We start from the raw sequence: 25871 nt of genomic DNA on the forward strand, positions 1-25871 counted from the left end.
CAGTGACCAGGAGTGTCGTACGGATCCCTCCTGCCCGTCGACCCCGAGTGTGATCCAGACCTCATGACATGGGCGACATCTGGTGCATGCTGTGGCCACCCCATCCCCCGTCGTCGGAGCTGAGAATGAGCAACTCGACCACCTCCTCGCCGCTGTCGGCCCCCTCGGCCGACCGCCGTCTGACCAGGTCACAGCGCCTGGACCGCCTCCCCTTCACCCGCAAGCACGGCCGTCTGCTGGGCGCCTCCGGGATCGGCTGGGCCCTGGACGCGATGGACGTCGGCCTGATCTCCTTCGTGATCGCCGCACTCAGCGTGCACTGGGAGCTGAGCAAGGCCGATGGCTCCCTGATCGCCTCCGCCGGGTTCGCCGGGATGGCGATCGGGGCGAGCGTGGGCGGGCTGCTGGCCGACCGGATCGGCCGCCGCTCCGTGTTCGCCCTGACCCTGCTGGTCTACGGCCTCGCCACCGGCGCCTCGGCGCTCGCGATGGGCGTGGGCGCCCTGATCGTGCTGCGCTTCATCGTGGGCCTCGGCCTCGGCGCCGAGCTGCCCGTCGCCTCGACCCTGATGAGCGAGTTCGCGCCGGCCCGGATCCGTGGCCGCGTGATCGTCTGGCTCGAGGCGTTCTGGGCGCTGGGCTGGATCCTCGCCGCCGTGATCGGCACCTTCGTGGCCGCCTCGGGGCCGACGGGCTGGCGCTGGGCGCTCGCGATCGGGCTCGTGCCCGCGGCCTACTCGCTGGTGGTACGGCTGGGCATGCCCGAGTCCGTACGCTTCCTGGAGCAGAAGGGCCGCCACCAGGAGGCCGAGCAGGTGGTGCGCAGCTTCGAGAGCGCCGCCGGGATCGATGCCCCCGTGGACGACGCCAGCGGGGCCGACACCAGCGGGGCCGACGCGGTGGCCAGGGCCGACGGGGTGGGCGCTTCGCACGGTGCCGCCGACGCTGCTGTCGAGGCCCGGGTCGCTGCCGACGAGGTGGGCGCCATCCCGGTGGCAGATACGGTCGACCCGAAGGCAGGCATCTGGTCGAAGCCGCTGCGTGCCCGCACCGCCGGTCTGTGGGCGGTGTGGTTCTGCATCAACCTGGCCTACTACGGGGCCTTCATCTGGATCCCGACACTGCTGGTGGACCGCGGTTTCACCCTGACGCAGTCGTTCACCTTCACCCTCATCATCACGCTCGCCCAGATCCCCGGCTATGCGGTGGCGGCCTGGCTGATCGAGGTGCTCGGCCGGCGCTGGACCCTGACGATCTTCCTCTCCGGCTCTGCTCTCGCCGCGATCGGATACGGACTCGCGGACACCGAGTGGACCATCATCGCCGCAGGCTGTGCGCTGAGCTTCTTCAACCTCGGGGCGTGGGGCGCGCTGTACGCGATCGGGCCGGAGCTGTATCCCACCCGGGTGCGGGGCACCGGCACCGGCGCCGCCGCGGCCTTCGGACGCATCGCCTCGATGCTGGCCCCGTTCCTCGTGCCCGTGCTGCTGGTGACCGGCGGGCAGGTGCTCGTCTTCGTCGCCTTCTCGATCGCCTTCGCCCTCGCCGCGGCGGCTGCGTTCACGCTCCCCGAGCAGCGCGGGAAGGCCCTCGCGGAGTAGCCGCTCCGCTCCGGACTCGACCATTCCCGGGTCCACCGTTGCGCAGTGGGCGCTCTGAACGTTCAGAACGCCCACTGCGCAACGGTCGAGGGAGAACGCCCGACCGGGGAGCCCCGACCGTCAGGCCTGGTCGAGCGAGCCGTCGTAGGCGCAGATCGCGTCGACCTTCGCGGCGGAGGACGAGCTGGGGTCGAACTCGAGGTCCAGCCACACCTTGACCAGCTCCTGCGCCAGCTCCAGGCCGATCACGCGCTCACCCATGCAGAGCACCTGCGCGTTGTTGGAGAGCACGGAGCGCTGCACCGAGTAGAGATCGTGCGCGGTCACGGCGCGGATGCCGGGGACCTTGTTGGCGGCGATCGCGACGCCGAGGCCGGTGCCGCAGATCAGCAGCGCCCGGTCGGCCTCGCCGGCGGCGATCTTCTCCGCCGCCTCGACCGCGACGTTCGGGTAGAACGTGCCGTCCTCGCGACCGGTCACGCCGACGTCGATGACTGCGTCGACGCGGGGGTCGTTCTCCAGCAGCTCCTTCAGCGCGCTCTTGTGGCCGTAGCCGGCGTTGTCCGATCCGGTGATGATCTTCCAGCCCATGTCTGTGCTCCTTCGTGTCGTGGTCTCGGGGCGGGGGCCTCGAGATCCGCAGTCTCGTGCGATGGGTGCCGGGCCCCGCCCCTGGAACAACGCGCCACCTCGGGAGCGTGTTCCGTGGGCGGGGCCGGCGGTGGCCGGTGCCTCAGGCGGAGAGCTTCTCGCCCAGCAGCGTGACGATCCGCGAGAAGGAGATCGCGCCGGGGTCGGGGGTGCCCACGGATTTGTCGCCGTGGTTCCGGGCGCGGCCCTTGCTCGCGGAGATGTCGGCGGTGGACTCGGCGGCCTCGACCGCACGGGCGGCCGCCGTCGTGATCGCTCGCGCCGCGGAGTCGGCCGGCTCGGAGGCGGCCTCGTCGCGGGCGGCCTGGGCGAGGGCGAGCGCCTCGCGGAAGGGCACCGCGGCGTCGACCATGGTCTTGTCGCCGGGGGTCGCGCCGCCCAGACGCTCGACGGCCTCGACCGCCTGCACCAGTCCGGTGAGCAGCTGGTCACCGCTCACCGCGGCGTCATCGCTGAAAGCGCTGCCGAGGCTGGTGAGCGCCGCGCCCCAGAGGGCGCCGGAGGTGCCGCCGGCTTCGGCGGACCAGGCGGCACCGGCCTGGACCAGCACGGTGCGCGCCCCGCAGCCACCCTCGACGGTGCGGCGGGCAGCGTTCTGGGCGGCGCGGATGCCGAGCACCATGCCCTGGCCGTGGTCGCCGTCGCCCGCGATCGCGTCGAGCCGGCCGAGCTCCGGCTCGAGCTCCGTCAGCAGCGCCTCGACGTCGCCGAGGATGCCGGCGATGCGCTGCGCGGAAGCTCGGGACTCCTCGGACGCGGCGGGGATCGGATCCTCGCCGGGTCCGTAGATCTCGCCGCGCTCCCCGCCGAGGTCACCGCCCACGGTGCCGCCGCGCCGGAAGGCCGGCGACTCGACGGGGGCCAGCCAGAGCTGCTCGAGCTCCTCGTCCAGGCGCACCACCGTCAGCGACAGGCCCGCCATGTCCAGGCTGGTCACATGCTCGCCGACCTCGGGCCGCACGATCGTCAGGCCCGCCTCGGTGAGCAGCTGCGAGGCATGCTTCCACACCACGAACATCTCTTCGTACTTCACGGTGCCGAGGCCGTTGAGGACCACTGCGACCCGGTCCGAGGCGAGCTCCGGGGTCTCGGCGAGGACGCCGTCGACCAGGATCTTCGCGAGCTCCTTCGCCGAGGGCAGCGGCCGCTCGTCGATGCCGGGCTCACCGTGGATGCCCAGGCCGATGGCCATCGTCCCCTCGGGGACGTGGAACAGGGCGTCCTCCGCACCGGGCAGGGTGCAGCCGTCGAAGGCGACGCCGAGGGTGCGGGTGGCGTCGTTGGCCTTCCAGGCCAGTCGCTCGGCGTCGGCGAGGTCGGCGCCGGCCTGGATCGCGGCGCCGGCGATCTTGAACACGGGCAGATCGCCGGCGATGCCGCGGCGGTCCCGGTGGTTGCCCTTCTCGCCCGAGGCCACGTCGTCGCTGACGGCGATGATGCGCACGTCGATGCCCTCGGCGCGGAGCTTCTCGGCGGCGACCCCGAAGTGGAGGACGTCCCCGGCGTAGTGGCCGAAGCCGAGGATCACGCCGCCGCCGTTCTCTGCGTTCCTGGCCACCGCGTAGACCTGGTCGGCGGACGGCGAGGAGAAGATGTTCCCGCAGGGCGCACCGTGGGCGAAGCCGGGACCCACCCAGCCGGCGAAGGCCGGGTAGTGGCCGGAGCCGCCCCCGACGACAAGGGCAGGCTGGCCGGCAGGGGTGGCCTGCTTGCGCACCACCCCTCCGTGCACGCGCAGCAGCTCCTCAGGGTGTGCCGCCACCAGGCCTTCGACGGCGTCGGCGGGGAAGGTCTTGGGATCGTCGAACAGGTAGGTCACGGTGTTCTCTTCTCTGGCGGTCGGCTACTGGGCGGTCAGCGGCGGGCGGGCGGTCAGGCGGCCGTGTAGCCGCCGTCGATGGACAGGATGGACCCGGTCACGAAGCTGCTGGCGTCGGCGGCGAGGTACACCGCAGCGCCGGCGAGCTCCTCGGGCTCTCCCGGGCGGCCCATCGGGGTCATCAGGTTCCACTGGTCGATCTGGGCGCCGCCTTCTTCGTAGAAGCCGCGGGTCAGCTCGGTGCGCATGTAGCCGGGGGCGATGGCGTTGACGCGCACGCCTCGGCCCGCCCACTCCAGCGCGGCACTGCGGGTGAGGTTGTGGACGGCGGCCTTGGAAGCATTGTAGGAGGCCTGCGTCTGCGGGACGTTGGCGATGATGCCGCTCATGGAGCCGGTGTTGATGATGCTGCCGCGGCCGCGCTCGAGCATGCGGCGACCCACGGCGGAGAGCACGTGGTAGACGCCGTCGAGGTTCAGGCTCATCACCGCACGCCACTTCTCGGCGTCGCCGTCCTCGAGCGGGTGGTGGATGGTGCGGCCGGCGTTGTTCAGCAGGATCTCGATCCCGCCGGTCTCCGCGTCGACCTCGCCGACGACCTGCTCGACCATCTCCTGGTCGGTGACATCGAGGTGGCGGTAGGAGACGGTCACGCCGGTGTCGGCGGCGAGCTGCTCTGCGGCCTGCTGGCCGTTCTCGTCGTCGATATCGGCGAGCACGATGGGGGCACCGTGCTCGGCCAGCGCCCGGGCCATCGCCAGGCCCAGGCCCTTGGCACCGCCGGTGACCAGAGCGGTGCGACCGGTGAGGTCGAAGAGGGGCGAGATGCTGCGAGTCATGTCAGATTCCTTCGGGAGCTCGATGCGGGGTGAGGTGGAGCTGGGACGGGGGCGCGGGGCCGGTCCCCGCACCCCGGGGCCGAGGTGAAGGCCGGGCCCCGGGTGCTGAGGCTCAGGCCTCGGCGGCGATGTCCTTCTTGCCGACGCGGGGCTGATCGACCTTCAGCGCGAAGGTCATGAGGAAGGCGAGGACGTAGAGGGCGATGAACGCCCAGACCACGCCGACGTTCCCGCCCCAGGGCCGCACCACGGCGACCACGGCGGAGCCGAGGAAGGTCGCGCCGCCGGCAGCGGTGGTGTACATCGCCATCGCGGCACCCTTGTGGTCCGGTGCCAGTGCGGGCATGATCGCGCCGAGCGGCACGAACCCGGCCAGCAGGATGCCGAAGACGGTGCCCGCGATGACGGAGACCACGAAGCCCCAGTCGGAGCCGGCCGGGACCCAGTGCGGCACGTACCACCACAGCAGCAGGCCGATCGCGGAGCCGACGATCCCGAACCAGCGCACCGTGGTGGTCCAGCCGATCTTGTCGCCGAGGGCGCCGAAGGCCGCGTTGAACAGGATGTTGCCGGCGAAGACGATCGAGGTCATCAGCAGCCAGCGGGACTGTCCCCAGCCGAGGGTCTCGGCGATCACGGTGGGCAGGATGATGAACATGCCGAACTGCGGGGCGGTGTTGATCAGGCGGGTCAGGAAGCCCATCATCACGCGCTTGTTCTTCAGCGAAAGCACCACGCCCGAGAGGATCACCTGGCGGCTGCTCTCGCCGGCCGGGGCGAGGCGGCGGTCGCCGTGCTCCTCACGCACCCCGAGGTAGGCGATCAGGAAGCCGGCGATCACGATCGCGGTCGAGGCGACCATGGCCCAGCGCTCACCGAGCAGCCCGCCGCCGAAGGCGGGGATCATGCCGATCGCGACCAGGGAGCCGATGGTGGGCATGCCACCGGTGAACATGACGTAGAACCAGCCGACGGCGGCACCGGCGCGCTCCTTCGGGGAGACCGCGTTGACCCACACCAGGAAGGCGAAGGCGAACAGCGGGAAGCCGAAGCCGCGGACCATGTAGGTCAGGAAGATCAGCGGCACCGACTCGGTCGAGAGGGCGCCGACGAAGGCCGCCTGGAACACCACCCACACGATGACGCCCAGCAGCATCACCTTGCGCGGGCCCCAGAGGTCCGAGAGGGCGCCGGCGAGGTAGGAGCCGATCAGGGTGGCCAGGGCGTAGAGGGTGATGACCGTGGCGGCGAGGTTGATCATGTCGTCGCCACCGCCGAACACGTTGGCCATGTGCGGGGAGACGAAGTTGGTCTCCACGCCGTTGCCGGTCATGAAGACGAGCACGCCGAGGAAGCCCCAGCGCAGGACGTGCGGGATGCCGAGGCGGTCCAGGAAGGTCTCCTGGGCGGTGCCGGGGGCGGGGACGGCCGGGCTGGCCGTGGAGGCGGATGCGGAACTCATGCGGGCACTCCTGTGTGCTGAGGTGAGGGCGGCACGTGACGGCCGACGGCGCGGTCGGCGTCGGCCGTCACGTGGGACGCGATCTCGGGACGGAGCAGAGTCCGGGCGAGATCAGAGGCCAGGGAGGATCAGAGGCCGAGGAGGGTCAGAGGCCGGGGAGGATCGAGACCTTCACGGAGGCGCCGGCGGAGTCGGCGACCGAGTCGAGAGCCTGCTGGAAGTCCGCGAGCGCGAACTGGTGGGTGCAGATCTCGTCGAGCGGGAGGTCGCCCTTCTCGATGATCTTGATGGCCGCAGGCCAGGTGTGAGGGCCCAGGTGCGCGCCGCGCACGTCGAGCTCCTTGTCGTCGGAGATGATCGACCAGTCCACGGAGACCGGCTCCTTGAACACGGAGTACTCGACGAAGGTGCCGAGCTTGCGCAGCAGGTTCAGGCCCTGCGGGACGGCGCTGGGATGGCCTGTGCATTCGATGTAGACATCGGCGCCGTAGCCGCCGGTGAGGGCGCGGATCTCCGCGTCGAGGTCCACCTTCGACGGGTTCAGGGTGAGGTCGGCGCCGCACTTCTTGGCGAGCTCGAGCTTGTCGTCGTCGAAGTCGAGGGCGATCACGAGCTTGGGGTTCTTGTGAGCAGCGCCGATGATCGCGCCGAGGCCGATCGGGCCGGCGCCGGCGATGACCACGACGTCGTCGAACTGCAGCTCAGCACGCTCCACGGCGTGCATCGAGCAGGACAGCGGCTCGGCGTAGGCGGCGTGCTGGGGGGCGATCTCCTTGGAGATCGTGTGGACGCGGGCCAGCGGGGGCACGATCATGAACTCGGCCATGCCGCCGTTGAAGCTCTTGAAGCCGAACATGTCGTGCGGATCGCACATCCAGTACCAGCCGCGCTGGCAGTACATGCACTCGCCGCAGGGGACGATCTGCTCGACCACGATGCGATCCCCGAGGGCTGCGCCGTGCTTGGCCAGGGCCTCCTCGGAGCCGGAGACGATCTCGCCGGTGATCTCGTGGCCGGGGATGATGCCGGGCTGGACCCAGCGCTCGCGGTTCTCATCGCCCCAGAACTTGGCGGCGCCGGCGTAGGCCTTGAGGTCGCTCGCGCAGACCCCGACGGCCTCCACCCGGATCAGCAGCTCGTCTGCGGACGGGGTGGGCACTGCGCGTTCCTCGAGGCGGTAGTCCTCGGGCGCATGCATGACGACTGCCTGCATGGTCTTCGGGATCTCGGTCATCTCGGCACATCTCCTTCGATACGTTCCGGGCCGGCCCCGGCTGAGCGGGTCGGCGCGAGGCCGACCTCGGGGCCGAGGGTGCGTCATCAATGACACCACGGGGCGCCCGTCCGAGAACCACTCTAAGCGCCCTCGGAACAATCGTCAAGAACAAATGTTCCAGGGCCGCGCGCACGAGGGTTCTCGGCCCTGGAATCTCGCATCACCCCAGATCAATGAGCACTCGAGCGGGAGCGCGTGAACCACGTCTCATCCCGCGACGGCGAGCGGAGAGCGCCCCACCCGTCGTCCCGCAGCAAGCCGCCGCAGCCCACAACCCTGCAGTCAGCCGTGCGGGCCGACCCCGGCGTCTGCCAGCACGGCCTCGGCTGTCGGCACATCGGTGATCAGCGAGGTGAACATCCCCGCCTTCGCCCCGGCGCGGATGGACGGCGACTTCTCCCGCCCGGCGGCGAGCGCGATCGAGGTGGGGATCGCACGCAGCTTCTCGAGCGGCAGCCGGACCAGGAACTCGGAACCGGGATAGGCGAGGATCGCGCCGTCCTCGTCGAAGAAGTGGAGGCACACATCCCCGGCCGCCTTCTCGAGCGCCGGTTCGCCACGGGGGACCACGGAGGTGAGGCTGGCGCGGCCGTCATACGGCGCACCGATGCCGACCACGGCAGCGCGGGCGCCATCCCAGAGATCCACCACCGAGCGGAAACCGGGATCCTCCTGAAGCGATGCCCAGAGCGTGGGGCTGGTCTGGGCGGGCGCGAAGATGAAGCGGGGCTCCGCCCCGGTGCGGTCAGCGAACTGCCGGACGATCTCGTTGGTCTGGAAGGCGGGCTCCGGCTCCTGCTGACCGCCTCCCGTGGGCACGATGAGCGCTCCCGGCATCCGCGGCATGCCGCCCATGCTCGCGACCGCGGAGACCGTCGCGCCCGAGGCGAGCAGCACGACCTCCCCCTCCGCGATCTCGAGGCTGCGCAGCTCCTCCCCCAGCAGATCGCCGATGCCGCGGAACTCGCGCTGGACCTGGTCTCCCGGGGCGATCCGGACCGAGTCGATGCCCAGCAGGTCGCGCAGCCGCTCGGCGAGGTCGGCGAGGTCGACCGTGGGGACGTCCAGCACCTCGAAGCGCACCATGCCGATCCGGCGCGCCTCGGCGAGCAGCTTGCTGACGGAGGGACGGGAGACCCCGATCCGCCGGGCGACCTCTTCCTGTCGCTGGCCGTCGAGATAGTAGGCGGTGGCGGCGCGATGCAGCTGATGCATGTCCATCGACGTCTCGAGCATGGCGTCACTCCTGTCCCATGAGGCCGAGCCATGCGCCATGGCTCGGGCGTGACAGAGGGTGCGGGTCTGCGCCCGCGAGGGCGGCAGCACGGTGCCGTCATCGCCACGTGGGAACAATAGTTCCGCACGTTTGTCCCGAGTGCAAGCCTCGAGCGCAGGCCCGGGGCCCGCCCGACGAGGGGAGGCGTCGATGGCAGGATAGAGGGCGGGGCGAGCATCGCCGCGGCCGACGACAGAATTCGGACCGGACTCCGTTCCGGACGGGAAGCGAGACGACGAATGGCTGCTGGTGCGGAAGCTGCTGCGAGTGCTGGCCCGGCGGCAGGCGCAGCCGGTGGTGCGGCAGCTGGCGCAGCCGGTGGTGCGGCGGACGGCGCAGCAGCTCGCCCGGCGGCGGGCACGGCAGCTGGTGCTGCTGCTGATCGCGCGAGCGCGGTGCTCGGCATCGACGTCGGCACCTCGAGCACGAAAGGGGTGCTGGTCGCTCTCGACGGCACCATCCTGCGTACCGAGGTGCGCGAGCACGAGGTGCGTCGCCCTGCTCCCGGCCAGGTGGAGATGGACGCGGAGACCTGGTGGGACGAGTTCATCTCGATCGCCCGCGCACTCACCTCCGCCGCCCCGGCGGAAGGCGTCGAGGTGTCCGCGATCGGGCTCTCGGGGATGGGGCCCTGCGTGGTGCTCACCGACGAGCACGGGTCCCCGGTGCGGCCGGCGATCCTCTACGGCGTCGACTCCCGTGCCGCGCAGCAGATCAGGGACCTCACCCACGTGCTCGGCCAGGAGGAGATCGTCGCCCACTGCGGCGTGGTCCTGACCGCTCAGTCCGCCGGACCGAAGATCACCTGGGTCGCCGAGCACGAGCCCGAGCTCTACGCCCGCGCCCGGCGCCTGTTCATGCCCGCCTCATATCTCGCCTTCCGACTGACCGGGCAGTACGTGATGGATCATGTCAGCGCGAGCCAGACGGCGCCGCTGTACTGCCTTCGCCAGCAGGAATGGCATTCCTCCGCATCAGGGCACGGCAGCTCCGACATCGACTGGTCACAGCACGTCGCCCCCGGCATCGAGCTCCCGCGGCTGCGCTGGGCGGGCGAGGCCGCCGGGTCCCTGGATCCGCAGGTCGCTGCCCTGGTCCCCGGGCTGCCGGCAGGGATCCCGGTGCTCAGCGGGACGATCGATGCGTGGGCCGAGGCGGTGAGCGTCGGCGCCACCGAGCCCGGGGATCTGATGCTGATGTACGGGACCACCACGCTCCTGCTGGCCACGACCCCTGAGCCGTTGGCCAGCCGCACGCTCTGGTCCACGCCGGGGGTCACCCCCGGCTCGTCGAGCCTGGCGGGCGGCATGGCCGCCTCCGGGGCCATCACCGGCTGGCTGCGGGAGCTCACCGGCGGAGCGGATTTCACGGGACTCCTCGCGGAGGCCGAGCGCAGCGGCCCGGGCGCGGGAGGCCTGGTGATGCTCCCGTACTTCGCCGGCGAGCGCTCCCCCATCGCCGATCCCGACGCGCGCGGCGTGGTCGCGGGACTGACCCTCTCCCACACCCGCGGGGACCTGTACCGCGCGACGCTCGAGGCGGTGGCCTACGGGGTCCGTCATCATCTGGAGACGCTCGCGGCGGCGGGCCTGACGCCGCGCCGGGTGATGGCGGTGGGCGGCGGCACCCAGCACGATCTGTGGCCCCAGATCGTCTCCGACGTCACGGGGCTGACCCAGCTGATCCCGCGCAGCACCGTCGGCGCCTCCTACGGCGGCGCGATGCTGGCCGCCCGTCTCGCCCACGGCGTCGACACCAGCTCCTGGAACCGCACCGACCACCGGTGCGTCCCGAATCCGGTGCACCGTGCCCGCTACGACGAGCTGTACCGGCTCTACCGTGAGCTCTACCCCGCCACCCGGGACATCACCCACGCCCTGGCGCGGATGCAGCAGGGCTGAGGCGCGGCCGGCCCCGACTCGCGGGGGCGGGCACCGGAGTTCCGGCACCCGCCCTCGCCGTCGGCCGCCTGCTCACCCCTCGAGCTTGGGCTGGATCTCCTTGGTGTAGATCCCCTCGAGGGTCTCCTTGAGCCCGTCCATCGCTGCCTGGACATCGCCTTCGGCGGTCGCGATGGAGGCGATCGCCTCGGCCATCTCCTGGTCCGCGCCGGGCAGGAACACGCGGGCGAAGTCCTGGGGCTTGGTGACGTCAAGCTGGTCGACCGCGAGCTGGATCTGCGGGGTCTCGGCGGTGAGCTCGGTGAGGTCAGCGCTCTTGCGGATCGGCATATAGCCGGTGGCGGCGGAGAAGGCGACAGTGCTCTCCGGGCGGCCCATGAACTCCATGAGCATCGCTCCGGCGAGCTGCTCCTCCGGAGTGACCGCCGAGGGGATCCCGAGCCCGGCGCCGCCGGTGGGGCAGACCGGCCCCTCCACGGAGCCGCCGGGCAGGAAGCCCACCCCGACGTCGAAGGTCGCGGACTCGAGCACGCCCACCAGTGAGCCGGTGGAGGCGATGGTCGAGGAGCACACGCCGGCGGCGAAGGTGTCGGCCGAGTCGCTCGAGGCGACCTGTGCCCAGCCCTTGGAGAACACCGAGTCCTGAACCCACTGCAACGCCTCGACGGCCGCCGGCTCGGCGCAGGTGATCGTCCACTCGTCGGACCATCCCGCGCCCTGTCCCCAGAGCACGTTCTGCAGGGTCCAACCCGCATATCCGGCGAGGTCGGGATACATGTACGCGGTCTCGGACTCGGTGAGCTTCGGCGCCCACTCCTCGAACTCGGTCCAGGTCTCCGGGGCACGATCGGGCAGCCCGGCGGCGGAGAAGTGGTCCTTGTTGTAATAGAACAGCGGCGTGGAGCGGCCGTAGGGCAGCGCCCACTGCTGGTCCTCGTACTGGTAGTCCTGGACCAGCGAGTCCCGGTAGTCGGACAGGTCGATCTCGAGCTGCTCGACGAGGGTGTCGATCGGGATGATGTTGCCGTTGAGGAAGTACCGGAACCACCACACGTCCGAGAGCACCACGACGGCAGGGAGCCCCGAGTTCGCAGCCTGCGCGGTCTGGAAGCGCTGGGCGATCTCTTCGTAGTTCGAGCCGGCCGTCACGTGGTTGACCTCGATGCCGGTCTCCTCGGTGAAGGCGGCGAGCAGCTGCGCCTCGACCTCCTGGGAGCCACCGGGGTGGTTGGTCCAGAAGTCGATCTTCGTGGCGGGTTCGACACCGGAGAAGTCGAGGTCGAGCTCCTCGCCGCCGCCGGCACCGCCGCCGCCGACCTCAGGGCCGCCGCCGCAGGCGGCGAGGCCCAGCGCGCCAGCACCGGCGACACCGAGGCCGAGCAGGGAGCGTCGGCTGAACCCGCGGGGAAGATGAAGTGAACTGGTCATGGGACAGATCCTTTCGGGGGTGGTGGACGGACGCGGGCGCGTCAGCCGGTCACGCTGCCTTGGGTGAGGCCGGAGACGATGTGCCGTTGCAGCATCGCGAAGACGATCAGGACCGGGGCGATCACCAGGACCGTGCCGGCCATGAGGATGCCCCAGCCGGAGCCGGTGTTGCCCTCGGAGTTCTGCAGGGCGGTCAGCCCCACGGGCAGGGTCATCCGGCTGGCCTCCGAGGTGATGATCAGGGGCCAGATGTAGTCGTTCCACTCGGTGACGATGGTGACGAGGGCGACCGTGGCCACCGTCGGCACGGAGATCGGCACCACCACGGACCACAGGGTGCGCAGATGCCCGGCGCCGTCGATCTCGGCGGCCTCGAGCATGGACGGGGGGATGGTGAGGAAGTACTGGCGCAGCAGGAACGTGCCGAAGGCGGTGCCCAGGCCCGGCAGGATGATCCCCCAGTAGGTGTTCACCCCGCCGAGACCGGCGATCAGCACGTAGTTGGGGAGGATCGAGACCTGCGGGGGCACCATCAGCGCGACCAGGATCAGCACGAAGATGACGCGTTTGAAGGGGAAGCGCACGAAGACCAGCGCATAGGCGGTGAAGACCGCCAGCAGCACCTTGATGCTCGAGCCGATCGTGGTGACGATGACCGAGTTCAGGAAGAAGCGCGGGATCGGCACCGAGTTCCAGGCGGCCTCGTAGTTCGCCAGCGACGGGCTCTCGGGCAGGATCACGAGGTCGGTGGAGAGGATCTCGTGCGGTGCCTTGAGGGAGCTGATCATCATCCACAGCAGCGGCAGCACCATCACCAGCGTCGCGAGGACCAGCGGCAGGTAGCCGCCGGTGATGGTGGAGACCAGGTTGGCCCGGGAGAAGGGGCCGTTCTTCCGGCGCTTCGGTGCGGGCCGGTCCGCGGTCCCCTGTTCAGGGCGGGGAAGGGTGGACGTGCTCATGCGTAGTGCACCTTCCGCTCGACGAACATGATCTGGGCGACGGTCATCACGATCAGGATGACGAACAGGAGCACCGAGATCGTGGCCGAATAGCCGGCTCGGGAGTAGCCGCCGAAGGCCTGCAGGTAGGACTCGAAGATCATCGTGTTGGTGCCACGTCCGGTGGGCGTCATGATCCGCAGCAGGTCGAAGGCCTGCAGGCTGTTCAAGGTGGTGGTGATGAGCAGGAAGAACGTGGTGGGCGACAGCAGCGGGATCGAGATGCTGAAGAAGCGCCGCACCGCGCCCGCGCCATCGAGCTGGGCGGCGTGCATGACGTCCTGCGGCAGCGACTGCAGCCCGCCGAGGTAGACGATCGCGCAGTAGCCCAGGTTCTTCCAGACGTACACGATGATCACCATGACCAGCGACATCTGCGGATCCAGGAACCACTGCGGGCTGCCCATGCCCAGCTGCCGCAGGATCCATCCCAGCGCTCCGAAGTTCGGGTCGAAGATGAACAGCCACACCAGGCCCACCCCGACGCCCGAGAGCACGTAGGGGGCGAAGACCGCCGAGCGGGCGATGGTGCGACCGGGGATGTTGATGTTCAGCGCGAGCGCGATCAGCAGTCCCAGCACCATCGCCCCACCCACGGTGAACAGGGTGAAGATCGCGGTGATCCGCAGGCTCGTCAGGCCCTCGTCGGAGGTGAAGAACTCGACGTAGTTCCCGAGCCCGATGAATGTCGCGGTGCGCGAGCCCAGCGTCCAGTCCAGCATCGAGTACTGGATGTTCAGGATCAGGGGGCGGTAGGTGAACATTGCGATCAGCACCAGGTTCGGGGCGGCGAAGGCGAGGAACACGAGGGCGTCGCGGCGGGCCCGACGGTTCATCCGGCGGCGTCGCAGCGGAGGGCGGTTCGTGGGTGCCTGGGGGCGGCCGGGGGCGTCCGGAACCGGGGTCTGCGGGGCGTCTGTGCCCGGGACCCGACTCGGAGAATCGGTCATGAGGAGCTCATTCGGTCAGGGAAGATGCCGCCCACCGGCCTCGGTGCCGGTGGTAGACCCCATTATGGGCATGGCAGTGCGTCTCAGGGCACATTTGCGGGTCTCCGTGCGCCATCACTCGGCCCGCCACAGCACGGCCCGCCACTGCTCGGCCCGCCACTGCTCGGCCCGCCACGTCGGGCGGGGCGTGGACGCTCTGCCGAGAGCACACCCTGCGTGAGCACCGCTGCCCTCCGCGCCGGACCCCGCGTACGGTGGGCCGGACCGACGAGCTGCTCGTCGGCGCCCTGCATCACCGCGCGGAACCGGAGGCTCCCATGCACGCCGAACGCATCACCGACTCGCTCTGTCAGCACGCCGAGGGACCGTACTGGTCCGACACCTGGGGCGGCCTGCGCTGGGTGGACATGCTCGCCGGGGACATCATGCATCTGGGGCCGGAGGGTGCGGTCCGGGCGGCCGGCGCGCCCCTGCTGGAGGACGGCCCGGACGGTGCGGTGACGCGCTTCCCGACCCCGAGCTCCGTGGTCGCCTGCGTGCGCCCGGCCTCGAGCGGCGGTGCCGTGCTCGCGCTCGAGAAGGGCTTCGGGCTCGAGGATGCCGACGGCACGATCGAGCTGCTCCCGACGCTGTGGGACGAGCCGGTGCGGATGAACGAGGGGGCGATCGCCCCGGACGGCTCGTTCCTGTGCGGCACGATGGGCTACGGCGCGCCGCAGGGCGCGGCCTCGATGTGGCGACTGCGGCCCGACGGCACCACCACCCGCGAATTCGGCGATCTGACCATCTCGAACGGTCTCGCCTTCACGGCAGACGGCACCCGCGCCTATTACGTCGACACTCCGACCGGCCGGGTGGATCTCTTCGACTGGTCCGACGAGGACGGGCTCGTGGAGCGCAGGCCTTTCGCCGACCTGAGCGGCGAGGACGGCCATCCCGACGGCCTCTGCCTCGATGCCGAGGGCCGGGTGTGGGTGGCGATGCACTCCGGCAGTCAGGTGCTCGGACTCGACGAGCACGGCGCAGTGGCCGAGAAGATCTCGGTGGACGCCCGTCAGGTCACCGCCTGCACCTTCGGCGGCGCGGACAGGTCGACCCTCTTCATCACCACCAGCCGCGAGAACCTGCCCGACGGGGAGGACCCGGCGGCCGGATCGCTGTTCGCAGTGCGACCCGGGGTGCGCGGGCCGGAGACAGAGCTGCTCTTCGGCGGCTGACCCGGCCCGGGCGCACTGCCGCACCCCGCACCCGAACCCGCACCCGCACCCGCACCCGGCACCCGGCACCCGGCACCCGGCACCCGCAATCGGACGATTCCGAGCCAAAATGTGGAAGATCTGGCTCGGAATCGTCCGATCCATCGCGGCCGCATGGCCTCAAGCGGGAGCGGGCCTCTGGCGTGGCGACCCGGTGCTCCCTGCGGCTCAGACGGTGCCGGTGGTGCCCGTGGTACCGGCGGCGGGTGCGGCCCCGGCCGCCCCCGCGCTGCGGTCACGGGCCTCGCCGCTGGCGAAGGATTCGAGCATGTCGTCGAACTCCTCCATCGCCTTCGCGGGCGGCTGCGGGGTGACCAGGCTGACCACCACGGCGAGCACCAGGCAGACCAGGAAGCCGGGAATGATCTCGTACAGGTGCTGTTCGCCGAACAGACCCCACGCAACATCGGGGGAGAACTGTCCCCAGACGAAGGCCACCGCGGCACCGGCGACCATGCCCGCTGCGGCACCGGCCGCGGTGAGGCGACGCCAGAACAGCGACAGGAGCACGATCGGCCCGAAGGCGGCGCCGAAGCCGGCCCAGGCGAAGGCCACCAGGCCGAGCACGGAGCTGCCCGGGTCCAGGGCCAGCAGCACCGCGATGATCGAGACCACCAGCACACCGATGCGGCCGCCCCACAGGGCACCCTTGGCACTGAGCCTGATGCCGATGCCGCCCATGAGGTCCTCGATGAGCGCCGAGCTGGAGACGATCAGCTGTGAGGAGATGGTGGACATGATCGCTGCGAGCACCGCAGCCAGCAGCACGCCGGCGATCAGCGGATGGAACAGCAGCTGCGAGAGGTCCAGGAACACCGACTCGCCGTTCTTGGTGTCTGTGAGGATCGCGTCCGCGTTCTGCTGGAAGTACGCCAGGCCGGCGAGTGCGGTGAACACGGCGCCGATCACGCAGATGATCATCCAGCTCATGCCCACGAACAGGCCGTACTTGGCATCCCGCGAGGAGCGCAGCGCCATGAAGCGCACGATGATGTGCGGCTGGCCGAAGTAGCCCAGGCCCCAGGCCAGTGCCGAGATGATGCCGATGGCGGTGCCGCCGGAGGTCATGGAGCCGAAGTCAGCGTTGACCTCGCGCACGGAGGCGAACATCTGCGCCGGTCCGCCGACCACGAACATCGCGGTGACCGGCACCAGGATCAGGGAGACCAGCATGATCATGCCCTGGACCACATCCGTATAGCTGGCGCCGAGGAACCCGCCGAACAGGGTGTAGAGGATGGTGACGCCGCCGACCAGCAGCATGCCGGTGAGATAGGGCCCGCCGAACATCGACTGGAAGAACACGCCGCCGGCGACCATGCCCGAGGAGACGTAGAAGGTGAAGAACACCAGGATGATCAGGCCCGCAGCAATCCGCAGAACGTTGGTGCGGTCGTGAAGACGGTTGCCGAAGAAGCTCGGCACGGTGATCGAATTGCCGGCGATCTGCGTGTACTGCCGCAGCCGAGGGGCCACGAAGAACCAGTTCAGACCGGCGCCGACGGTGAGGCCGACGGCGATCCACGCCTCGACCAGACCATTCATGTAGAGCGCACCCGGCAGGCCCATCAGCAGCCAGCCGGACATGTCGGAGGCGCCGGCGGACAGGGCGGCGACGAACGGATGCAGCTGGCGTCCGCCGAGCATGTAGTCCTCACCGCCCTTGGTCTTGCGGAAGGCGTACATGCCGATGCCGATCATCGCGAGGAAGTAGACCGCCAGGGCGACGAGTTTGAAGGCGAGATCCATGGGAGGACTCCGATCTCAGATGCGGGGAGGCGAGGAGGTGGGGACAGGGACGGGACGACTGCTCGGCGCGCCTGCTCAGCACCTCACGGCGCGGCAACGGAACGCCGCACGGCGTCTGGGTCGATGGTGATCCCTCCGACCATACTCGCCGCGAACTGCCGAGGTGGGGGAATCGCAGTCATGCATCGACGACGGATCGTCGACGACCCTGCTGGTCACAGCACTGTGAAACGGGCCCTGCCCTCCGGCGTGGCGGAGCGTGATCCACCTCACCCGCCAGGGTCTCACACGAGCAGATTGCTACCGAAGGGTCACCCCCGCGCGTCGACCGTGTCCGACAGCCCTGCGCACGCGGCTCCCATCGGAAAGCACGTGCACAGGGCTGTGCAACTCCGCTGTGCTCAGCGGGTCAGCTGTACAGCGCCTCGGTGTCGTCGTCGACCCAGTCCAGGGTGCGCTCGACGGCCTTCTTCCACAGGCGCATGTACCGGTCGCGGGTCTCCTCATCCATCTGGGGCTCCCAGCGCTTGCCCTCGGACCAGTTGTCGATGACGTCCTGCTCACCGTCCCAGAAGCCCACCGCGATGCCGGCCGCGTAGGCCGCACCGAGTGCGGTGGTCTCGATGACCTGCGGACGCACCACGGGCACGCCGAGGATGTCGGCCTGGAACTGCATCAGGGTCTCGTTCATGACCATGCCGCCGTCGACCTTGAGCTCGGTGAGCTCGACGCCGTCGGCCTCCGCGTCGGCGACCATCGCGTCCAGCACCTCGCGGGACTGGAAGGCGGTGGCCTCCAGGACGGCCCGGGCGATGTGGTGCTTGGTGTGGAAGCGGGTCATGCCGACCATCACGCCGCGGGCGTCGGAGCGCCAGTGCGGGGCGAACAGGCCCGAGAAGGCCGGGACGATGAACAGGCCGCCGTTGTCGTCGACCTCCTTGGCGAGATCCTCGATCTCCGGGGCGTCCTTGATCAGGCCCAGGTTGTCCCGCACCCACTGCACGAGCGAGCCCGTCACCGCGACCGAGCCCTCGAGGGCGTAGACCGCCTTGTTGTCACCGATCTTGTAGGCGACGGTGGTGAGCAGCCCGTTCTCGCTGCGCACCAGCTCCTCACCGGTGTTGACCAGCATGAAGTTGCCGGTGCCGTAAGTGTTCTTGCCCATCCCGATCTCGAAGCAGGCCTGGCCGAAGGTCGCAGCCTGCTGATCACCGAGGATGCCCGCGATCGGGGTGTCGATGAGCAGGTCGTTCTTGCGACCCTTGCCGTACACCTCGGAGGACGACTTGATCTCCGGGAGCATGGACAGCGGGATGCCCATGTCCTTCGCGATGTCCTCGTTCCAGTCCAGGGTGTCGATGTTCATCAGCATCGTGCGCGAGGCGTTGGTGACGTCGGTGACGTGCACACCGCCGTTCGTGCCGCCGGTGAGGTTCCACAGCAGCCAGGAGTCGGTGTTGCCGAACAGCAGCTCGCCGGCCTCCGCCTTCTCGCGGGTGCCCTCGACGTTGTCGAGGATCCACTTCACCTTGGGGCCGGAGAAGTAGGTCGCCAGGGGCAGACCCACGCGCTCCTTGTACTTGTCGGCGCCCTCGTCGCCCGCGAGCTCGTTGCAGATATTCTGGGTGCGGGTGTCCTGCCAGACGATCGCGTTGTAGACCGGTTCGCCGGTGGCCTTGTCCCACACCACGGCGGTCTCGCGCTGGTTGGTGATGCCGACGGCGGCGAGCTGGTGACGGTTGATGTCGGCGCCCACGAGCGCCTGGCCGACGACGTCGCGGGTGTTCTTCCAGATCTCCTTGGGGTCGTGCTCGACCCAGCCGGACTTCGGGAAGATCTGCTCGTGCTCCTTCTGGCCGCTGGAGACGATCTGGCCTGCGTGGTCGAAGATGATCGCTCGGGTCGAGGTGGTGCCCTGGTCGATCGACATGATGTACATGGTCTCGTCGTTCATCGGAACTCCTTCGTCGTGGATGAGAGGTCGTGAGGTCGCAGCGCCACGGTTCAGCGCAAGGCTGCTGATTCGATCAGAGGTGCTGATCAGAAGTAGAGGATCGAGGCGAAGCCCGCGAGGGCACCGCCGAGCATGGGGCCGACGATCGGCACCCACGAGTATCCCCAGTCGTTGCCGCCCTTGTGCTTGATCGGGAGAATCGCATGCGCGAGGCGGGGCCCGAGGTCTCGGGCGGGGTTGATGGCGTAGCCCGTCGGCCCACCGAGGGAGGCACCGATCGCGAGCACCAGCAGGGCGACCGCGAGGGGGCCGAGCTCATGCGGGGTGTTGCCGAACATGATGATCACGAACACCAGCACGAAGGTCGCGATGATCTCGGTGACCAGGTTCCAGCCCTTGGAGCGGATCTCCGGGCCGGTGGAGAAGGTGCCGAGGATGGTGCCGGCGTCCGTCTCCTGGTCGTAGTGGTTCTTGTAGGCCATCCAGGCGAGGATCGCGCCGAGGAAGGCACCGATCAGCTCGGCCACGAAGTAGGTGAGCGTGGTGCCGACCGTGATCGGGATGCCCGGCGCGTACTCGGCCGCGCCGCTCGAGGCGAGGCCGATGGTCACTGCGGGGTTCAGGTGCGCACCGGTCTTGAAGGCGACCCACACACCGGCGAAGACCGCGAGGCCCCAACCGAAGTTGATCATCAGCCAGCCACCGCCGTTGCCCTTGGTCCTGCCCAGGATGGCGTTGGCGACCACGCCGCCGCCCAGCAGCGTGAGCATCGCGGTGCCCGCGATCTCCGAGGCCAGGATGGTTCCGAGTGTTTCCATGGGTGGTTCTCCTTAGCGATCCGCGTCGATGCGGATCGGGATACGGCTGATCGAGGGCCTGCCCCGGCATGCTGCGGCGTCGGTGGGCGCAGCATGGTGCACGGGAGACGCCGGCCCGGCCGCTCGTCGTGGAGCGGGGGCCCGACAGGCGGAGCTCGATCAACCGGTCGCAGGGCTCGCGGGGAGCCCTGCCGGGACGCACACTCTGCGCGCCCCACGCAATACCCGGATCTCGTCTCCGGGCACCGGATCGGTCAGTGTCGGGACGGCACCTCCGGGACGTCGGCGAGGCGGGCCGCTGCCTCGTCATCGCTGGTGGTGCGTTCACCGTCCAGGCGGGCCGCGATGAAGTCCCGGTAGGTCTCGACCTCGCGGGCGCGTTCGGCCTGGTCCCAGCCCAGCTCGGGGCCGACGAGAGCGGCGACCTCGTCGGCCGCATCGACGCCGCGGTCGCGGGTCTCATAGTCCAGGCGGGTGCGGCGCTGGAGGATATCGGCCAGGTGGCGGGCGCCCTCGGCACGCACGGCGTACAGGATCTCGGCCCGCAGGTAGCGCGGGGCGTGCTCGAGTGGCGTCCCGAGTGCGGGATCCTCATCGATCAGGGCGAGCACATCGGTCAGGAGGGCGCCGTAGCGGAACAGCAGCCGGTCCACCCTGATCTCGTCGAGGCCGTAGCGTCGGCCGATCTCCTGCTTGTCGCGCACGAGCGCCTCATAGCCCTGGGCGCCGACGACGGGGATCGAGCGGGTCAGGCTGGGGCGGCCCGGCTGGGAGTCCTTGATCGCGAAGTCGACGACGTCCTCGGCCATCACCCGGTAGGTGGTGTACTTGCCGCCGGCGATCGCGGTCAGGCCGGGCTCGACCTCCATCACGGTGTGCTCGCGGGACACCTTCGTCGAGCCGGAGCCGGAGTTCTTCTTCACCGGCTGCAGCAGCGGGCGCAGGCCGGAGTAGACGCCGATGACGTCCTCGCGGCCGAGGTCCTCCGCGAGCACGGCGTTGGCGTGCTCGAGCACGTACTCGATGTCGTCGCTGGTCGCGCCCACGTCACGCGGATCCTGGGTCCACGGGGTGTCGGTGGTGCCGATGACCCAGTACTCGTCCCACGGGATGATGAAAAGGACCGACTTCTCGGTCTGGGTGATGATGCCGGTGTCCGGCACGGCGGAGATCCGCTCGCGGTCCACGACGATGTGGATGCCCTTGGAGGCGAGCACCTCGAGTCCGGCATCGGCCCCGGCGAGCTCCTGCTGCTCCTGGGTCCAGACGCCGCCGGCGAGGATGGTCTCCCGGGCGTGGACGTCGAACTCCTCGCCGGTCTCCTCGTCGCGCATCCGGGCACCGATCACGCGGGTGCCCTCGTTGAGGTAGCCCACGACGGTGGTGTAGTTGGCGACCGTGGCGTCATGCTGCGCGGCGGAGCGCACCAGCATCAGCACGAAGCGGGCGTCGTCCATCTGCGCGTCGTAGTACTCCAGGGCGCCCACGGCCTTCTCGCCGTCCAGCCCCGGGAAGACCTCGAGCATCTTGTCGTGCAGCAGATGCCGGTGGAAGGGGACTGCGCGCTTGTGGCCGATCGACTGCATCGCGTCGTAGAGCATCACGCCGGAGCCGATGAAGGCGCGGTCCACGACCTTCTTGAAGAAGGGGAAGACGAACTTGATCGGCTTCACGAGGTGGGGCGCGGTGTGCTGGATCAGCAGGTCACGCTCACGCAGCGCTTCGGCGACCAGCTTGAAGTCGAGCATCTGCAGGTAGCGGAGGCCGCCGTGCATGAGCTTGGAGGAGCGGGAGGAGGTGCCGCTGGCCCAGTCATGGGACTCCACCAGGCCGACGGAGAGACCACGCGTGGCGGCGTCGAAGGCCGCACCGGCGCCGTTGACCCCGCCGCCGATGACGAGCACGTCCAGCGGGTTCTGCGGGGTCGCGGCGCGAAGGCGCGAGAGGTGCTCCGCCCGGTTCCCCGGGGTGAGTTCAGACCGATGCTGATCGGACACGTGGATGCTCCTTTGCCGTGACGTCTCGGGTGCCGCAGCCCGCGGAACGCCCGTGACCGCCATCGTGACGCTTCCGTGCAGTTCGATGCAAGGCCGATGCACGAACGTGCAACACTGAGGGCATGATTCCCGACGGTCGCCTGGACGCCGCCTTCGCCGCTGCACGGATGTACTACGGCGAGAGCCAGACGATGGACGCGATCGCGAGCTCGCTGTCCGTCTCACGCTCCACCGTCTCGCGGATGCTGCGCGACGCCAGGGAGGCCGGGCTGGTGCAGATCTCGCTGCGCCCGCCGGAGGCGCATCGGGTGGAGGAGCTCGGTCGGCGCGTCTCCCGGCAGTACGGGGTCCAGGCCCATGTGGTGCCGATGGAGACCGGCGAGGACGAGCGCGAGCGCCTGCACACGGTCGTCGAGACCGGCGCGGCTCTGCTCGACGAGATGCTCGAGCCCGGCACGACCCTCGGCGTCGCCTGGGGCACCACCATGGCGGCTCTGCTCAGCAAGGTCCGGACGAGGCCGGTGCCGGGCCTGCGGATCGTGCAGCTCAACGGCGCGATCAACGTGGAGGGCTCGGGGCTGACCTACATCACCACCGTGCTCGCCCGCGCGGCGACCCGCTGGGATGCGACCGTGCACCAGTTCCCGGTGCCCGCCTTCTTCGACTATCCCGCGACCCGCGAGGCGATGTGGCGTGAGCGCTCCGTGCAGCGGGTGCTGGACGTGCAGCGGCAGGCGACGGTCGCCGTGTTCAGCGTCGGTGCGTTCGATGCCGAAGTGCCCAGCCACGTCTACACCCACAACTACCTCACCGAGGAGGACCTCCACTCGCTGCGCGCCGACGGCGCCGTCGGCGATGTGTGCACGGTCTTCCTGCGCGCCGACGGCAGTTACCGCGACATCTCGATGAACGCCCGCGGCTCCGGCACCCCACCGGATCAGCTCACCCGGATCCCGCGCCGCCTGCTCGTGGCCGCCGGCTCCCGCAAGGCGCTCCCCCTGCGTGCGGCGCTGCGAGCCGGCGTCGCGACCGACGTGGTCGTCGATGAGGTCACCGCAGCCCACCTGCTCGCCCTGCGCTGAGCGGGGCCGGCCCCGGGCGCTGGTGAGCTCCCCGGCGCGGGCCGGTTCCCGAGCGCGTGCTCAGCCGCGATCGGCGGACGGCGCCGCGAGCACCCGGAAGCGCTCGCACACCACCGGCATGTCCGGGGCGAAGCCGCGCGGGGAGTGCTCCGTCCAGAACTTCTCATGGATCCGGCGCCAGGCCGCGAGAGTCCGGTCGTCCTCCCCCTCATCGCGGGCGTGCTCCGCAGTGACCTGGTCGAAGGGCACGATGTCGATCACGGTCACCTCGAGCACGGCGCGGGGCCGGCCTTCGCCATCGAGGATGATCGACAGGTCGCCGACCGCCGGCAGCGGCTCGTCCTCGTCCTCGTAGTCCCACACCGAGGAGGCCGTGGCGACTTTCGTTCCTGCGAGCACCAGGGCGAGCAGCCCGTCGGCGTGCTCGGGGGTGGCGCCGAAGGCCCAGGCCTCCGGGGGCTCCGCGGGAAGCGCAGGATGGTCGGTGCGGACCAGGGCCCAGAAATCGGCGAGTGCGGCGGCGTCTGCGGGCGCTGCCGTGCCCGCGGGCGCTGTGGGGTCAGGTGTGTTCACGCCAGGACACTACTGCTGACCCCGGATACCGCCCCAGCGATTTCCCTGCCCGGTCCAGGCAGGGGATCTCCTGAGGAAGACGTGCACACAGGATGACCGAAGGAACATACCGCGCCAGCCCCATCGCGCGCCCGGAACGGCGGCAGTCGGCTGTCAGCGGGGAGCGGGATTTTCCCGAACGTCTCTGCTATGCTGTTCGGGTAACCCAAGCATTCCGCTGGCGGCGGGATCATGTAAATACCTGAACGGGGGTCGGGGATGGCAATGAGTGATGCTCCCACCAGTGACGACGTCGCGCGCCTCGTCGTCTCCTCGGTGAGCGAGCGACTGCCCCAAGAGTGGAAAGTGGTCGAGTCCGCCGTCTCGGACCGAGGGGCACGCCGCCCTGACGTGGCGGTAGCCCTCGATGCGCCGGACGGACGCTCCGCGCGTCTGATCATTGACGTCAGGCAGGTGCTGGAACGGCGAGCCGTCGGTCGGGCGGCCGAGCAGCTGCGAAGCCTGGTGACCCGGCCAACCGATATTCCTGTCGTTGCGGCTCGCTATCTGTCCGCCTCCGTGCGCGAGGCACTCATTGGAGAAGGCTTGTCGTATGCCGACGCCACGGGCAATCTGCGGATCGTGATCAACACGCCCGCCGTGTTCATCTCCTCGCAGGGCCAGGATCGGGATCCATGGCGCAAGGGCCGGCCCCGAGGAACGCTCAAAGGTGAGCCGGCGGCCCGGATCGCACGCGCGCTGCTGGACTACCGCCGCGACTGGACCGTGCGCGAGCTCATGACCTCCTCCGGTTCCTCCAGCGGTGCCGCATATCGGGTACTGGAGTACTTGGAGCGCGAGGATCTGGTCGTCAAGGAGAATAAACGTTACCGGGTGACCGACTGGGAACGTCTGCTGCGCACGTGGAGCGCCGACGCTGCCTTCCAGACCACGAATCGGGTGATGACCTACATCGAGCCTCGCGGCGTCGACAATTTTCTCGCGAAGGTCGCTGCCGGCCCGAAGTTCCCCATCGCCGTGACAGGTTCAATAGCAGCGAAGGAATGGGCGACGTACGCACCCGCCAAGGCCGTTTACGTCTACGTCTCATCGATCCTGGAGGCCGGCGAACAGTGGGGCCTCCGCCCCAACACAGCCGCGCCAAATGTCATCTTGCTGGAGCCTAGGACTGTTGGTGACGTGCCTTTTCGGAACACCGCTGTCACTGCAGAAGGCTACCCGGTGGCCGCGCCCGCGCAGGTGGCGGCCGACCTGCTGAATGGCCCTGGTCGCGAACCCGCAGAAGGCGAGTACCTGATCGAATGGATGAAGGCCAATGAGGAGCGCTGGCGTCGTGCCTGACGAAGTGACGATGGCCCGGCTCGGGCTGCTCGACGCGCTGGAAGCGCTGGAGTCGCACCTCGACGCACTCGTCATCATCGGCGCACAGGCCGTATACCTGCACACAGGGGCAACGGAGATCGCTCTGGCCGAGTTCACCACCGACGGCGATGTCGCAGTGGATCCAGACCTGCTGGGCTCGGACCCGCTGGTCGAGGAGGCGATGCGCGCCGTGGGGTTCGTACCGGATCCACGATCGAGTGCGATCGGGTCGTGGATCTCCCCACGGGGAGTTCCGGTCGATCTGATGGTGCCGGACGCAGTAGCTGGAGCCGGGCGACGCGGAGTTCGAGTGCCACCGCATGACTCGAGATCCATGCGTCGGGCACGAGGGATCGAAGCGACATTGCTCGATAACTCCAAGATGATCATTCAAGCGCTCGACCCCACCGCTGACGATAGGCGATTCGAGGTGTCTGTGGCCGGGCCGGCCGCACTGTTGGTGGCCAAGCTTCACAAGATCCACGACCGCCTCGATACCCCGTCGAGACAGGACAACAAGGACGCCCATGACGTCTACCGACTGCTGAGGGCAGTCGAGACGCACGTGTTCGTCGACGCGATCGGTCGACTGCTCGGGGACGAAGGCGGCGCTGACGTGACACGCGAGGCGCTCGACCAGCTCGGCGAGCTCTTCGCACAAGGAGCAGGTGCGCGCGGGTCGCTCATGGCCGGTGCTGCTGAGGAATTGGTCGGTGACCCGGCTGCTGTCTCCGAGAGTGTGGCGTTGCTGGCGCAGGACCTCCTCGCCGCTCGAGGCTCCTAGGGTTCGAGCGACCGAAAACCCAGCGCGGTCGGCATCGATGGCGCGCTCGGCCCATTCGATCTCACCGATCTCCTCACCCGAGCCACTCAGCCCTG

General features: G+C 69.5%; 20 protein-coding genes. 6 read left to right on the forward strand and 14 right to left on the reverse strand.

Features of this window, described 5'->3' with window-relative positions:
* The first annotated feature begins 125 nt into the window (after positions 1-125).
* Positions 126-1601: an MFS transporter gene (locus tag Q0937_RS09840; RefSeq protein ID WP_299303083.1), complete on the forward strand. Its 1476-nt coding sequence runs from the start codon at positions 126-128 to the stop codon at positions 1599-1601.
* Positions 1602-1721: 120 nt separating this feature from the next.
* Here the strand turns inward: Q0937_RS09840 and Q0937_RS09845 are convergent, their stop codons facing one another.
* From Q0937_RS09845 to Q0937_RS09870, 6 genes are all read right to left on the reverse strand, one after another.
* Complete coding sequence (locus Q0937_RS09845) at positions 1722-2192, reverse strand: ribose-5-phosphate isomerase (protein ID WP_299303085.1); 471 nt, start codon at positions 2190-2192, stop codon at positions 1722-1724.
* A 142-nt stretch (positions 2193-2334) separates the two neighbouring features.
* The gene (locus tag Q0937_RS09850) at positions 2335-4071 is read right to left on the reverse strand and encodes a dihydroxyacetone kinase family protein (RefSeq protein ID WP_299303087.1); all 1737 of its coding nucleotides are present in this window, start codon (positions 4069-4071) and stop codon (positions 2335-2337) included.
* A 53-nt stretch (positions 4072-4124) separates the two neighbouring features.
* Positions 4125-4910, reverse strand: coding sequence for an SDR family oxidoreductase (locus Q0937_RS09855; RefSeq protein ID WP_299303089.1), 786 nt, complete (start codon positions 4908-4910; stop codon positions 4125-4127).
* Positions 4911-5022: 112 nt separating this feature from the next.
* Positions 5023-6372, reverse strand: a complete 1350-nt coding sequence (locus Q0937_RS09860; RefSeq protein ID WP_299303091.1) for an RbtT/DalT/CsbX family MFS transporter — start codon at positions 6370-6372, stop codon at positions 5023-5025.
* 145 nt (positions 6373-6517) lie between these two features.
* The gene (locus Q0937_RS09865; protein ID WP_299303093.1) at positions 6518-7606 is read right to left on the reverse strand and encodes a zinc-binding dehydrogenase; all 1089 of its coding nucleotides are present in this window, start codon (positions 7604-7606) and stop codon (positions 6518-6520) included.
* A 324-nt stretch (positions 7607-7930) separates the two neighbouring features.
* Positions 7931-8884 carry a sugar-binding transcriptional regulator gene (locus tag Q0937_RS09870; RefSeq protein WP_299303095.1) on the reverse strand — a complete coding sequence of 318 codons (954 nt, stop codon included), beginning with the start codon at positions 8882-8884 and terminating at the stop codon, positions 7931-7933.
* Positions 8885-9319: 435 nt separating this feature from the next.
* Between Q0937_RS09870 and Q0937_RS09875 the strand changes: the two genes are divergently transcribed.
* Positions 9320-10825, forward strand: a complete 1506-nt coding sequence (locus Q0937_RS09875; RefSeq protein ID WP_299303097.1) for an FGGY-family carbohydrate kinase — start codon at positions 9320-9322, stop codon at positions 10823-10825.
* Between the two features lie 72 nt (positions 10826-10897).
* Here the strand turns inward: Q0937_RS09875 and Q0937_RS09880 are convergent, their stop codons facing one another.
* From Q0937_RS09880 to Q0937_RS09890, 3 genes are read right to left on the reverse strand one after another with little or no spacing between them, the layout of a single operon-like run.
* Positions 10898-12253: an ABC transporter substrate-binding protein gene (locus Q0937_RS09880; RefSeq protein WP_299303099.1), complete on the reverse strand. Its 1356-nt coding sequence runs from the start codon at positions 12251-12253 to the stop codon at positions 10898-10900.
* A 41-nt stretch (positions 12254-12294) separates the two neighbouring features.
* The gene (locus tag Q0937_RS09885) at positions 12295-13212 is read right to left on the reverse strand and encodes a carbohydrate ABC transporter permease (protein ID WP_299303101.1); all 918 of its coding nucleotides are present in this window, start codon (positions 13210-13212) and stop codon (positions 12295-12297) included.
* Entirely contained in the window at positions 13209-14087 is an 879-nt protein-coding gene (locus Q0937_RS09890; protein ID WP_299303201.1) for a carbohydrate ABC transporter permease, read from the reverse strand. Before Q0937_RS09890 ends, Q0937_RS09885 begins: the two co-directional genes overlap by 4 nt.
* A gap of 431 nt (positions 14088-14518) precedes the next feature.
* Here Q0937_RS09890 and Q0937_RS09895 point away from each other — a divergent pair, with 431 nt between their 5' ends.
* Positions 14519-15418, forward strand: a complete 900-nt coding sequence (locus Q0937_RS09895; protein ID WP_299303102.1) for an SMP-30/gluconolactonase/LRE family protein — start codon at positions 14519-14521, stop codon at positions 15416-15418.
* A 207-nt stretch (positions 15419-15625) separates the two neighbouring features.
* On the opposite strand, the gene putP is transcribed toward Q0937_RS09895, so the two are convergent.
* The 4 genes from putP to Q0937_RS09915 form a co-directional block, all read right to left on the reverse strand.
* Positions 15626-17206 (reverse strand): sodium/proline symporter PutP, encoded by a 1581-nt coding sequence (gene putP, locus Q0937_RS09900; protein ID WP_299303104.1) that lies wholly within the window; start codon positions 17204-17206, stop codon positions 15626-15628.
* Positions 17207-17615: 409 nt separating this feature from the next.
* Complete coding sequence (glpK, locus tag Q0937_RS09905; protein ID WP_299303106.1) at positions 17616-19160, reverse strand: glycerol kinase GlpK; 1545 nt, start codon at positions 19158-19160, stop codon at positions 17616-17618.
* Between the two features lie 86 nt (positions 19161-19246).
* Entirely contained in the window at positions 19247-19978 is a 732-nt protein-coding gene (locus Q0937_RS09910) for an MIP/aquaporin family protein (protein ID WP_299303108.1), read from the reverse strand.
* Between the two features lie 254 nt (positions 19979-20232).
* On the reverse strand, positions 20233-21975 hold the full coding sequence (locus Q0937_RS09915) for a glycerol-3-phosphate dehydrogenase/oxidase (RefSeq protein WP_299303110.1): 1743 nt from the start codon (positions 21973-21975) through the stop codon (positions 20233-20235).
* A 122-nt stretch (positions 21976-22097) separates the two neighbouring features.
* On the opposite strand from Q0937_RS09915, the gene Q0937_RS09920 reads away from it, so the two are divergent.
* Positions 22098-23057, forward strand: a complete 960-nt coding sequence (locus Q0937_RS09920; protein ID WP_299303112.1) for a sugar-binding transcriptional regulator — start codon at positions 22098-22100, stop codon at positions 23055-23057.
* 60 nt (positions 23058-23117) lie between these two features.
* On the opposite strand, the gene Q0937_RS09925 is transcribed toward Q0937_RS09920, so the two are convergent.
* Entirely contained in the window at positions 23118-23552 is a 435-nt protein-coding gene (locus Q0937_RS09925; RefSeq protein ID WP_299303203.1) for an ASCH domain-containing protein, read from the reverse strand.
* A 342-nt stretch (positions 23553-23894) separates the two neighbouring features.
* Here Q0937_RS09925 and Q0937_RS09930 point away from each other — a divergent pair, with 342 nt between their 5' ends.
* Positions 23895-24971: a hypothetical protein gene (locus Q0937_RS09930; RefSeq protein WP_299303114.1), complete on the forward strand. Its 1077-nt coding sequence runs from the start codon at positions 23895-23897 to the stop codon at positions 24969-24971.
* A complete protein-coding gene (locus tag Q0937_RS09935; protein WP_299303116.1) occupies positions 24946-25776 on the forward strand; it encodes a hypothetical protein in 831 nt (276 codons plus the stop codon). Before Q0937_RS09930 ends, Q0937_RS09935 begins: the two co-directional genes overlap by 26 nt.
* Positions 25777-25871: the final 95 nt, after the last annotated feature.

Source organism: uncultured Brachybacterium sp., assembly GCF_947500705.1.
In the GTDB taxonomy this organism is placed as follows: domain Bacteria; phylum Actinomycetota; class Actinomycetes; order Actinomycetales; family Dermabacteraceae; genus Brachybacterium.

Bases quoted from the DNA above. Each gene is read 5' to 3' on its own strand.
- putP (WP_299303104.1), bottom strand. From the start codon at position 17,206: ATGGATCTCGCCTTCAAACTCGTCGCCCTGGCGGTCTACTTCCTCGCG.
- Q0937_RS09885 (WP_299303101.1), bottom strand. From the start codon at position 13,212: ATGAGCACGTCCACCCTTCCCCGCCCTGAACAGGGGACCGCGGACCGG.
- Q0937_RS09870 (WP_299303095.1), bottom strand. From the start codon at position 8,884: ATGCTCGAGACGTCGATGGACATGCATCAGCTGCATCGCGCCGCCACC.
- Q0937_RS09860 (WP_299303091.1), bottom strand. From the start codon at position 6,372: ATGAGTTCCGCATCCGCCTCCACGGCCAGCCCGGCCGTCCCCGCCCCC.
- Q0937_RS09935 (WP_299303116.1), top strand. From the start codon at position 24,946: ATGAGGAGCGCTGGCGTCGTGCCTGACGAAGTGACGATGGCCCGGCTC.
- Q0937_RS09890 (WP_299303201.1), bottom strand. From the start codon at position 14,087: ATGAACCGTCGGGCCCGCCGCGACGCCCTCGTGTTCCTCGCCTTCGCC.
- Q0937_RS09855 (WP_299303089.1), bottom strand. From the start codon at position 4,910: ATGACTCGCAGCATCTCGCCCCTCTTCGACCTCACCGGTCGCACCGCT.
- Q0937_RS09910 (WP_299303108.1), bottom strand. From the start codon at position 19,978: ATGGAAACACTCGGAACCATCCTGGCCTCGGAGATCGCGGGCACCGCG.
- Q0937_RS09865 (WP_299303093.1), bottom strand. From the start codon at position 7,606: ATGACCGAGATCCCGAAGACCATGCAGGCAGTCGTCATGCATGCGCCC.
- glpK (WP_299303106.1), bottom strand. From the start codon at position 19,160: ATGAACGACGAGACCATGTACATCATGTCGATCGACCAGGGCACCACC.
- Q0937_RS09920 (WP_299303112.1), top strand. From the start codon at position 22,098: ATGATTCCCGACGGTCGCCTGGACGCCGCCTTCGCCGCTGCACGGATG.
- Q0937_RS09840 (WP_299303083.1), top strand. From the start codon at position 126: ATGAGCAACTCGACCACCTCCTCGCCGCTGTCGGCCCCCTCGGCCGAC.
- Q0937_RS09930 (WP_299303114.1), top strand. From the start codon at position 23,895: ATGAGTGATGCTCCCACCAGTGACGACGTCGCGCGCCTCGTCGTCTCC.
- Q0937_RS09880 (WP_299303099.1), bottom strand. From the start codon at position 12,253: ATGACCAGTTCACTTCATCTTCCCCGCGGGTTCAGCCGACGCTCCCTG.
- Q0937_RS09845 (WP_299303085.1), bottom strand. From the start codon at position 2,192: ATGGGCTGGAAGATCATCACCGGATCGGACAACGCCGGCTACGGCCAC.
- Q0937_RS09895 (WP_299303102.1), top strand. From the start codon at position 14,519: ATGCACGCCGAACGCATCACCGACTCGCTCTGTCAGCACGCCGAGGGA.